The sequence below is a fragment of the Kitasatospora sp. NPDC059577 genome, assembly GCF_042735475.1.
Classification (GTDB): Bacteria; Actinomycetota; Actinomycetes; order Streptomycetales; family Streptomycetaceae; genus Kitasatospora.
Window position 1 is genome coordinate 30,442 of record NZ_JBHWBZ010000075.1, and the last position, 10,131, is coordinate 40,572.

Sequence of the window (10,131 nt, forward strand, 5' to 3'; positions counted from 1 at the left end):
CCCGTCGGCGCGCCCCCGGGGGGGGGGCGGGGGTGGTCTGCGCGTGGGGTTCTGTCTTTTGTGTCGGCCCGCGCGTCTCCCGCCCCCGCCGCGCCACGGCGGCACGGCGGCACACGACGCCGGAAGGCCGGAAGGCCGGAGGGCCGAAGGGGAGGCGGAGGAAGGCAGTGGGGGCGAGGACGGCGGGCGCGGCGGGCGCGGAGGCGCCGACGGCGGGCACGGACGCGTTCCGGAGCGAGGACCTGCCCGCCACGGAGCGGTTCGACTACTGGCGGGAGCTGATCGGCCGCACCCGGGACAGCGAGATGACCAGCGTGCACGCCGCCGACTTCCGGGCCGACATGCGGCGCCTGGAGCTGGGCCAGGCGACCCTGCTCAGGTCGTCGTTCCCGCCCTCGCGTTTCCGGCGCAGCGCCGGCATGGTGCGCCGCTCGGACCGGGAGGTGTACCACCTCACGCTGGTCCTCGACGGGGCCCTGGCGCTGACCCGCGAGACCCGCGGGTCCGGGGACCGCGTGACGACGTTCGGGGCCGGCCGGCTGTACGTGGTCGACAGCTCCCACCCCTACGACGTGCGGGGCATCGGGGCCGCCCGGCCCGGCCGGGGCGAGCCGCGGATCGAGGCGCTGGGCATCGACTTCCCGGCTGCCTCGCTGCCGCTCCCGCCGCAGCGACTGCGCGAGGTGATGGGCCGGGGGTTCTCCCGCGACGAGGGCACCAGCGCCCTGCTCGCCGACTTCCTCCTCGGCCTGGACCGCCAGGCCGCCCTCCTGGGCCCCGCCGAGACGCCCCGCCTGGGCACCGTCGTCATCGACCTGGTCACCGCCTGGCTGGCCCGCGAACTCGACACCGAGGCCGCCGTCCCCGACGACGCCCGCCAGCGCGCCCTGGTCGAGAACGTCCGCACCTTCGTCCGCCGCAACCTGTCCGACCCCGGCCTCACCCCCACCGCGATCGCCGCGGCCCACCACGTCTCCGTCAGCTACCTGCACCGCCTGTTCACCCGCCACACCCAGGGCCGGACCCTCGCCGGCTGGATCCGCGCCGAGCGCCTGGAGAGCGCCCGCCGTGACCTCGCCGACCCCGCCCTGCGCACCCTGCCCGTCCACGCCGTCGCCGCCCGCTGGGGCATCCCGCGGGCCTCCGACTTCACCCGCGCCTTCCGCGCCGCCTACGGCCAGACCCCGGGCGAACACCGCCGGCAGGCCCTGGCCGCCGCCGGGCGGGTGGCGTAGGGCCCGCCCCCGGGACCCGCCCCCGGACCGTCCCCCCGGACCCGCCCCGGACTCCGGGCACGCCGTCCGCGCCGGTGCTCGACGACGGGCCCCGGGCCCGTCAGCCCCGCCGCAGGGAGCCCACCACCGCCGACAGGTCCTGCTCGGCGATCGACGGGTCCGCCAGCAGCACCTCGCGGGCCGCCGACAGGACCCGGCCGCCGCCCGCCAGGGCGAGGTCCTTGGCGGCCAGCCGGACCGGGAAGTCCGAGTCCGCGCTGTGCGCCCGGGCCACCACCCCCGCGAGCGGCCCGGCCGCCAGCACCTCCCGCGCCAGCTCCTGCGACACGCCCAACTCCTCGGCTGCCGCCAGCACTTCGCCGACCACCGTGACCGAGGCCACGATCGCGCCGATCACCACCACCTTCAGCGCCGCGCCCGACCCCGGGCCGCCGCAGCGCCGCACCCGGCCCAGCTGCTCCAGGACGGGCTGCGCACGGTCCAGGTCGGCGTCCTCGCCGCCCGCGAAGACCGTCAGGTCGCCGGTCGCCGCCGGGCCCACACTGCCGAGCACCGGGGCGTCCACCAGGGCGACGCCGTCGGGGAGCCGCTCGCGCAGTCCGGCGGTGGCGGCCGGGCCGATCGAGGACATGTCGATCCACAGCGTGCCCGGCGCCAGCTCCGCCGTGAACCGTCCGGCCACCTCGGCGACGGCCGCCGGGTCGGACAGCATGGTGACGACGACGTCCGCGCCCCGGACGGCCTGCGCCGGGCTTGCGGCCTCGGTGAGGCCGTCGGCGCGGCCGGGGGAGCGGTTCCAGACGGTCAACGGGTGGCCGGCGGCGGCGAGGCGACGGGCCATCGGCAGGCCCATGCGGCCCAGCCCCAGAAATGCGATCTTCTCCATGGCCGCAACGCTAGGCAGCCACGAGCCAGGCGACAAGCGAATGTCTCGCATGGTAGCCATGCGGAATGGACATGGCTTGGCTCGACGTCTTCCGCACCGTCGCACACCTCGGCTCCTTCACCGCCGCCGGCGAACGGCTGGGCTTCACCCAGTCCGCGATCTCCCGCCAGATCGCCACATTGGAAGGGGAATTGGGCACGCCGCTGTTCGACCGACTGGCCCGCGGCGTACGGCTGACCGAACACGGCCGCGCCCTGCTGCCGCACGCCGAGGCGATGCTGGACCGCCTCGACACCACCCGGCGCGACCTCGCCGCCCTCACCGAACTCACCGCCGGACACCTGCGGGTGGGCGCCTTCGACAGCGCCAACGCGGCCCTCGTCCCCGGCGCGCTCGCCGCCTTCCGTGCCGCGCACCCGCACGTCGAGACCAGCCTCACCGAAGGCCTCTCCGCCCACCTGCTGGACCTGCTCGCCGACGGCACGATCGACCTCGCCGTGGTCGCCTCGTACGAGCAGGACGCCTACGACGGCGAACAGTTCGAGCCGCGGCTGCTGCTGGAGGACCCCGTGCTGGTGGCCCTGCCGTCCGGACACCGCCTCGCCGGCCGCCGGAGCCTGCGCCTGGCCGAACTCGCCGACGAACCCTGGATCGCCGCCCGCCGCCACGCCGAGTCCACCCTCCTCGCGGCCTGCCTGCGCAGCGGCTTCCGGCCCCGGATCGAGTACGCCGTCGGCGCCTGGACCGCCAAACTCGGCCTCGTCGCCGCCGGACTGGGCCCCACCCTGATCCCCGCGCTCGCCGCCCGCGCCGCCCGCCCGGACCTCGCCCTCGTCCCCCTGCACCCCGACGACACCCCGGTCCGGCACGTGTACACGGTGACGCGCCGGGGCCGGCGGGTGCCGCCGGCGGTGGCGGCGTTCACCGGGTTCCTGCAGGAGACGGCGGGGCGGGGCGGGGCGGGGACGGTGACGGCGTCGGGGCGGTGACGGGGGAACAGGTACGCAGCAGGGGTGGAGGGCCCGGGGCGCGGGTCATCCGGCTGATCCGGCCCGCCAGCGCGACAGTCACTTGACTGATGCGTGCCGGGAGCGCCCTTCGCGACCATCGACGAGGTGCCCCGCCCCCTCGGGCGCCGGGCACCCCGACCTCGACACCGAAAGTCATCAGGAACCGATCACATGCATGTCGTCAAGCCGGGCCCCCGGGCAGCAGCCCGCCCCGGAGCCCACAGGATCCTCTCGGCCCTCGCCGTCCTCCTCGCAGCCGTGGCAGCGATGCTCGGCGGCACCGGCGCGGCCCACGCCGACACCCCGGAGGGCCGCGTCTCCCACGTCTGGCTGAACCTCAGCGGAACGGGGAACCAGCAGGCCAGCCAGTACGGCGGCTTCATCAGCAGCCTGCAGAACGCGGCGGGCCACTACTGGTACAACGGCGTCGCCGCCACCCAGGTCCACGGGGCCAAGACCGCGCTCATCCGCGCCGACCTGAACTTCAACGGCGAGGAGCTGCGCCTGTGGTTCTCACCCAACGACCTCTACCTGCGCGGCTTCACCAACCACAACGGTGACACCTGGCAGTTCAACGACGGCGACTACAACCTCGCCGAGATCATGGAGAACCTCAGCCGGGGCCCCGACGGCGCCCTGATCCCCCCGCAGGGCCAGGTCCACACGCTGTCCTTCGGCTCCTCCTACGGCAGCATGTCGGGCGCGGCGGACGGCATCCGGCGGGAGAACCTGCCGATCTCCTACAGCGCCCTGTACAACCACGCCTACCAGCTGCAGTACGGCGGGGACGGCAGCAGCACCGCCCACTCGCTGCTGTTCCTCACCCAGTACACGTCGGAGGCCACCCGCTTCTGGGACGTCTACGGCGTCATGGTCGACATCATGCGCAACGGCAACAGCGTCTACCCGGGACTCCCCTCCCCGCAGGTGGAGATCGAGAGCGACTGGCGGCTGATCTCCGACTACGCCCGCAACCTCTACAACCACCGCAACCCCCCTGCCATCTACCTCGGCCCGCACGCCGGAAGCATCGCCAACAGCTCCCAGCTGACCTCCCGCGTCCGGCTCGTCATCGGCGACCCCTCGCAGATCAACCCCACCGGCGACTGGTGGCACACCGAACTCTGACCGACGAGGCCCCGGTGACCCACGAGGCCCCGGTGACCGACGGCCCCCCGCACGCACCCGCGCGCGGGGGGCCGTCCGGTGCGTGCGGGCCCCCGGCCGGACCGCCGGGTGCCCCGTGCCCTGTGCCCTGTGCCCTGTGCCCCGTGCCCTGTGCCCCGTGCCCCGTGACCTGTGCCCCGCACTACCGGCGCAGCGCGAGGACACCCGCCACGGTGGTGAGTGCGGGGCCGAGGAGCAGGAACAGCCGGCGGGGGCGGGACTGCAGGGTCAGGCGGAAGCCGCCCGCCCGGAACTCCAGGAAGGGACGCTGCGGACGCTGCTGACGACGCATGGGAATCTCCAGGGGATTGCGACAACCCGGTACGTCCCCCAGCACAATGGGCCGCAGGGCGGTTGCGTCAGGTCGCAACCCCGACTTGCGGCGGGAGAACGCAACTTGCCGACGGTGCAACACGGAGAAGAACGCGGCGTGAGCCGGGAGCAGATGCCCGCACGGCGGGGGCTGGCCCCGCTGGACGAACGCCTGCAGGAGCCGGAGCGGCGCTGCGCCGAACGCCTGCGCGAACTGCGGGCCCGGACCGGCCTGTCCTCGGAGGACCTCGCCGAACGCCTGAGCGGGGACGGGATCCGCGTCGACCGGACCCGGCTGTCCAAGTTCCTCAACGGCCGGGAGGTGCCGCGCCGGGAGATCGCCGCCCGGCTCCACGCGCTGGCGGCGGAGTGCGAGGGCGTGGAGGTGACCGCGGAGGAGGTCGCGGCGACCCGCGCGCTGATGTACGCGGCCGCGTGCGTGCGCAGCCCGCTGCAGGCCCGCGAGTTCGAACTCGCCACCGCCCGGGAGGACCTGGACCGCCACCGCGCCGAAGCCGTCCAGGAGTTGGCCGACCTTCAACGGGACCTCCACGACGAGCGCAAACGGCGCCAGGACGCGGAGGACGCGCTGGAGGACCTGGCCCTCCACAGCCGGGAGGAGGTCCGCGCGCTGACCGAGGAGCGGGACACGGCGCTCGACCGCATCGCGCAGCTGGAGGACCAGATCCGGCAGGCGGGGGCCGTGCTCAGACTGCGGGACCGGGACACCGAGACCCTCGACCGGATCACCCGGGCCACGCACGCCGAGCTGGCGGTGTGGGAGAGCGGCGGCACGGGCGATCTGGCGGGGATCTGCGCCGCGGTGGTCTACCTGCGTGATGCCGATGAGGACGCCGCCGCGGACCGCATCATCGAGCAGATCGCACTGGTCCACCCTGTCGGGGACATCGTGCGCCTTGCGAACGAGTTCCGGTCCCTCGGCCGCTTCCACGACAGTGTCAAGATCGAACACTCCCTCGTCCGTTCACGGAAGCCCGTCGACCTCTTCCACTGGTTCTCCGGCGAATCCAGGTGGAGCAAGGAACGTGTGCGTCTCCTGGAGTCGATGACTGTCGTCGCGCCCGTCGAGCATCTGGCCCGGCTCCACAAGGCCTGCACGGATCACGGGAACGGCGACCTGGACTTCGACCTCCTGAGCAGCATCGTCGAGAGGCCCCGGGCGGTACCGGAGGGCACCGGTGACGAGTGGGTCGAGGATCTCCGGAGGAGCGTGGATGTCACGAAGCAGGTGCTGACCGAGGGGACCGTAGCCGGCCCCGCTCAGCAGGTGGTGTCCGCCGCCGGCAGTGAGCCCGTCGACAGGTAGGCGTCGACGGCCTGTCGGGCGCACGGGCTGTAGCCGTTGAGGTAGACGGTGTGGACACGGCCGGGCACGGTGACCAGGCGGGAAGCGGGCATCCGGGCGTGCAGGGCGAGGGCGCCCCGGTAGGGGGCGTGGGTGTCGCCGGTGGACTGCACCTGCAGGGCGGGGACGGCGGTGCGCACCTCGACGGGCGGCTCCAGCGGGGCGCGGCGCCAGGAGGCGCACGGCGTCGGGCTGTTGTAGACCGGCCCGAAGACGGGCTGGGCGGGGCGGGCGCGGTCGACGGCGTCGCGGTACCACTGCGCCGAGCGCGGCATGGCGACGTCGTCGCACAGGATGCCGATCGCGGCCGCGAGGTCGGCGCCGCCCTCCGGGCTCGGGCCGACGACGGTGGCCAGCAGTTCGTGCAGGAGCGGGCCCGCCTGCACCGGCTTGCCGTCGGCGGCGTCCAGGAGCCGGCGCAGCACGTCCGCGTAGTCGGCGCTGTCACGGTCGTCGCCCTGGCAGACCGCGAGCAGGACCGGCAGCAGCCGGTCGTCGAGGCGGAAGCCGTCGATCGCGATCGGTGCCGCGCCCGCCCGGCGGACCAGCCCCTCGACGGTGGCCCGCACGGCCGCCGGGGTGGCGCCCAGGCCGTACACGGCGTCACGCGGGCCGGCCCAGGCGGCGAAGTCGTCCAGGGCGCGTTCGTTGGCGCCGCCCATGTCCTGGAACATCCGGATGCCGTAGCGGGCCGGGTCGGGCGCGCTGTCCAGGACCAGGCGGTCGACCCGCTCCGGGTACAGCTGCGCGTACACGGCGCCGAGCAGCGCGCCGTAGGACTGCCCGAAGAAGGAGGTGCGCTGCTCGCCGAGCGCGGCGCGCAACACGTCCGTGTCGCGGGCGATGTTGCGGGTCGTCAGATGCGGCAGCAGGTCGGGGTACCGGCTCCAGCAGGCGTCGGCGTCGGCCTCGGCGAGGTTCCAGGCCTGCTCGAAGCCGGCCCGGCCGGTGCCCACCGAGCGCAGCCAACTGCCCCTGACCAGGCCGCAGTCGAGGCCGCCGCTGGCACCGACCCCGCGGGTGTCCATGCCGATGACGTCGTACGCGGCGGCCGTCGCGGGCGCCATCGCGGCCCGCAGCTCGACGGGCATGGCCAGCCCGCGCCCGCCGGGGCCACCGGGGTTGGTCTGCAGGATGCCGCGGCGCCGGGCCGGGTCGGCGACCCTGATCCGGGAGACCGCCAGGGACAGGGTGCGGCCCCGGGGCTCGCGGTAGTCCAGCGGCACGGTCAGGGCCGCGCACTCGGCGCCGGCGGCGGCCGACTGCGGGTCCTGGCAGGGCGCCCAGGCGAGCGGCTGGCGGCGGTAGCGCTCCATCGGGTCCCCGGCGTTGGTGGGGGCGCCGGGGGCGGCGGCGGGCGCGGGGGAGGCGGCGGTGAGGACGGCGGCCGCCGACAGGGCCAGGGCGGCGGCGAGCGCCGGTATCGACTTCATGTCGCCTACCCTAGAAGGAAGTTGACGAACGATCGGTCCGCGAAGCCCGGGGCGTGTCGGCGGCCGGTCCGGACGGGGGAGCGGGGCAGTGCGACGACGCCGCCGCCGTGCGTCCGATCCGTGCGTCCGCTGCATCCGATCCGTGCGTCCGATCCGTGCGTTCGATGTGTTCGTCCGATTCGTTCAAGGCCACCGGGCCGTCCCCGGCCTACCGTCGTGGGCATGACCTGGGTGAACGACAGCATGCTCGAACGCGCCGGCCGGTTCCTGTGGACCTCGGGGCGCGTCCTGGAACAGCGCCGCTTCGCGTTCCACTTCGGCGACGGAGGCGGATCCGCCGACCCCGCCGACCCCGCCGACCCCGCCGACCCCGCCGGGCCGCTCGCCGCACTGGACGCCTACGCCACCCCCGACGGCGGCTACGCCTTCGGCCTCGAACCCGACGTCCGCGGCCCCGCCCCCCAGCCCATCGCCGTACCCGCCGCCCTGCGCGTCCTGGAGGAGACCGGCGCCCTGCACGGCGAACGGGCCCGGCGGATCTGCGACTGGCTGACCGCCCGCACCACCCCCGACGGCGGCGTCCCCGCCGTCCTGCCCACCCTGCGCCCCTACCCCCGCCCGCCGTTCCTGCCCGTCCCCGACCACCCCGACGCCGACCTGCTGGCCACCGGCCAGATCGTCGCCCCCCTGCTGCGCTCCGACACCGGCCACCCCTGGATCGAGCGGGCCACCGCCTTCTGCCGCCGCGCCGTCGAGCACCTGGAACAGACCCACCCGTACGAGGCCGGCGCCGCCGTCACCTTCCTCGCCGCCGCCCCCGACCGCGACTGGGCCCGCCGGCAGGCCCGCCGCCTCGGCGACCTGGTACGCGACCAGCGGATCGTCCTGCTCGACCCCGACCACCCCGACCGGGCCCGCCTCGCCGCCGGCTACGCCCCCGGCGAGCACCACCTCCCGCACGACTACGCGCCCACCCCGGACAGCCCGGCCCGGCCCTGGTTCACCGACCGCGAGCTGCACCGCGGCCTGGCCCACCTGGCCGCCCAGCAGCAGGAGGACGGCGGCTGGCCGATCCGCTGGGCCCGCTGGTCACCCACCACCGAGGTCGAGGCCCGCCCCGGCGTCACCCTCGCCGCCCTCCTCACCCTGCGCGCCTACGACCGGGCCGCCGCCTGAACACATCCGGATCTCAAGGCGGCTTGACCTCAAGGCGACTTGAGGTCCTACCGTCGATCGCATCCTGATGATCAGTCAGCGAACGATGCGAAGGAGTACGGGACGTGACGATCAAGACGTACGCGCCGGAGGTCATCGCCACCCAGCCCATCGGGGCGTGGGCCGGACTGGCCGGCCGCCTCGTGGTGGGAGGCCTGCGCGAACAGCTGGCGGTGGAAGGCCTCACCCAGCCGCACTGGTGGACGCTCAACCACGCCGCCGGCGAACCGGGCGGCTGGAACCGCACCACCCTGGTCGAACGGCTCACCCCCTACGACGACCAGGACACCGACTTCGACGCCGTCTTCGACGACCTGATCGCCCGCGGCTGGCTCGTCGAGGACGCCGACGGCGCCCTCACCCTCACCGAGGACGGCGAGGCCGGACGCCTGCGGGCCCGTGAACGCAACCTGCGCGTCCACGAACGCACCCACGAGGGCGTCGACCCCGAGGACTTCGTCACCACCATCAACGTGCTGCGCCGCATGGTGGCCAACCTGGGCGGCAACGGGAACCTCCCCGACTGACCGCCGCCGACCCCTCGAAGGAGGCCTCCGACCACGGTCGGGGCCTCCTTCGCCATGTCGGGGGAGGGGTGGGAGCCGGGGAAAATTGACCCACGGAAACTGTTGATGATTGCCACATGATCATGGGTCTATTCGGCCGTAGATTGATCACATGACGACGACGAAGAACACCGCCACCGCCGCTGCTGCCACCGCCGCCACCGCCGCCGCCCCGCAGGCCCCCGTCCTGACCCGCAGCGCCGAAGCCGAGACCTGCGCCGACCCGAGCGCCACCATGACCCTGCTCGCCGAGACGGACCCCGGCCAGGGCGGCTTCACCGTCTACCGCTCCACCTTCTCCGAAGGCGCCGCCGGAGCCCCCTCGCACTTCCACACCAAGGCCTGGGAACTGTTCTTCGTGATCAGCGGCTCGCTGGAGGTCCTCGTCGGCGACGAGGTCACCGTCCTCGGCGCCGGCGACTTCCTCGCCGTCCCCCCGCACACCCCGCACGCCTTCGCCGCCGCGCCCGGCGCCGAAGCCGACGTGCTGTGCATCTTCACCCCCGGCATGGACCGCTTCGACTACCTGCGCCTGCTGGGCAGCGTCATGCGCGGCGAGACCCCGCCGGCGGCCATCGCCGCCTCCTCCGAGCGCTTCGACAACCACTACGTCGACAGCCCCGCCTGGCGCGCCGCCCTGGAGAAGCGCGCCTGAGCGACCGGCGTCGGCCCCCCGCGTTCCGGCCCCCCGCGTTCCGGCCCGCTGCGTCCCGGCCCGCGCCCGCTCGACGGGCCGGGACAAGCCGGGTGTGGAACGGTGGAAGACCAGGGGTGTCCCGGTTGCGAGAGGAGTGGCCATGTCGTCGAAGCGCCGCCGCAAGAAGAAGGCCAGGGCCAGGCGCGGGGCCAACCACGGCCGCCGCCCCCAGTGCTGAACGGCCGAGCGGCCCACCACGCGGGCGGGGGGGGGGGGGGGGCGCGCGCCCGCCCGCGCCCCCCCC

General features: G+C 74.7%; 10 protein-coding genes. 7 read left to right on the plus strand and 3 right to left on the minus strand.

Translation table 11 applies throughout. From position 1 onward, the window contains the following. Positions 1-167 precede the first annotated feature (167 nt). The gene (locus ACFV0O_RS36820) at positions 168-1,235 is read left to right on the plus strand and encodes an AraC family transcriptional regulator (RefSeq protein WP_380348512.1); all 1,068 of its coding nucleotides are present in this window, start codon (positions 168-170) and stop codon (positions 1,233-1,235) included. Between the two features lie 100 nt (positions 1,236-1,335). Here ACFV0O_RS36820 and ACFV0O_RS36825 read toward each other — a convergent pair whose 3' ends face one another. Continuing rightward, complete coding sequence (locus ACFV0O_RS36825; protein ID WP_380348514.1) at positions 1,336-2,121, minus strand: NAD(P)-dependent oxidoreductase; 786 nt, start codon at positions 2,119-2,121, stop codon at positions 1,336-1,338. A 65-nt stretch (positions 2,122-2,186) separates the two neighbouring features. Here ACFV0O_RS36825 and ACFV0O_RS36830 point away from each other — a divergent pair, with 65 nt between their 5' ends. Both ACFV0O_RS36830 and ACFV0O_RS36835 read left to right on the plus strand, forming a co-directional pair. Next, positions 2,187-3,110: a LysR family transcriptional regulator gene (locus tag ACFV0O_RS36830; protein WP_380348516.1), complete on the plus strand. Its 924-nt coding sequence runs from the start codon at positions 2,187-2,189 to the stop codon at positions 3,108-3,110. Positions 3,111-3,302: 192 nt separating this feature from the next. Further along, the gene (locus tag ACFV0O_RS36835) at positions 3,303-4,259 is read left to right on the plus strand and encodes a ribosome-inactivating family protein (protein WP_380348517.1); all 957 of its coding nucleotides are present in this window, start codon (positions 3,303-3,305) and stop codon (positions 4,257-4,259) included. Between the two features lie 181 nt (positions 4,260-4,440). Here ACFV0O_RS36835 and ACFV0O_RS36840 read toward each other — a convergent pair whose 3' ends face one another. After that, complete coding sequence (locus ACFV0O_RS36840) at positions 4,441-4,590, minus strand: hypothetical protein (RefSeq protein WP_360254932.1); 150 nt, start codon at positions 4,588-4,590, stop codon at positions 4,441-4,443. Between the two features lie 138 nt (positions 4,591-4,728). Here ACFV0O_RS36840 and ACFV0O_RS36845 point away from each other — a divergent pair, with 138 nt between their 5' ends. Then, positions 4,729-5,937, plus strand: coding sequence for a helix-turn-helix domain-containing protein (locus tag ACFV0O_RS36845; protein WP_380348520.1), 1,209 nt, complete (start codon positions 4,729-4,731; stop codon positions 5,935-5,937). Here the strand turns inward: ACFV0O_RS36845 and ACFV0O_RS36850 are convergent. Next, positions 5,892-7,409, minus strand: a complete 1,518-nt coding sequence (locus ACFV0O_RS36850) for an alpha/beta hydrolase (protein ID WP_380348522.1) — start codon at positions 7,407-7,409, stop codon at positions 5,892-5,894. The genes ACFV0O_RS36845 and ACFV0O_RS36850 overlap by 46 nt on opposite strands. 222 nt (positions 7,410-7,631) lie before the next feature. Between ACFV0O_RS36850 and ACFV0O_RS36855 the strand changes: the two genes are divergently transcribed. The 3 genes from ACFV0O_RS36855 (at position 7,632) to ACFV0O_RS36865 (ending at position 9,845) form a co-directional block, all read left to right on the plus strand. Next, positions 7,632-8,585: a hypothetical protein gene (locus tag ACFV0O_RS36855; RefSeq protein ID WP_380348524.1), complete on the plus strand. Its 954-nt coding sequence runs from the start codon at positions 7,632-7,634 to the stop codon at positions 8,583-8,585. 104 nt (positions 8,586-8,689) lie between these two features. Then, complete coding sequence (locus ACFV0O_RS36860) at positions 8,690-9,151, plus strand: MarR family transcriptional regulator (protein WP_380348526.1); 462 nt, start codon at positions 8,690-8,692, stop codon at positions 9,149-9,151. Between the two features lie 151 nt (positions 9,152-9,302). Next, positions 9,303-9,845: a cupin domain-containing protein gene (locus tag ACFV0O_RS36865; protein WP_380348528.1), complete on the plus strand. Its 543-nt coding sequence runs from the start codon at positions 9,303-9,305 to the stop codon at positions 9,843-9,845. Positions 9,846-10,131 lie beyond the last annotated feature (286 nt).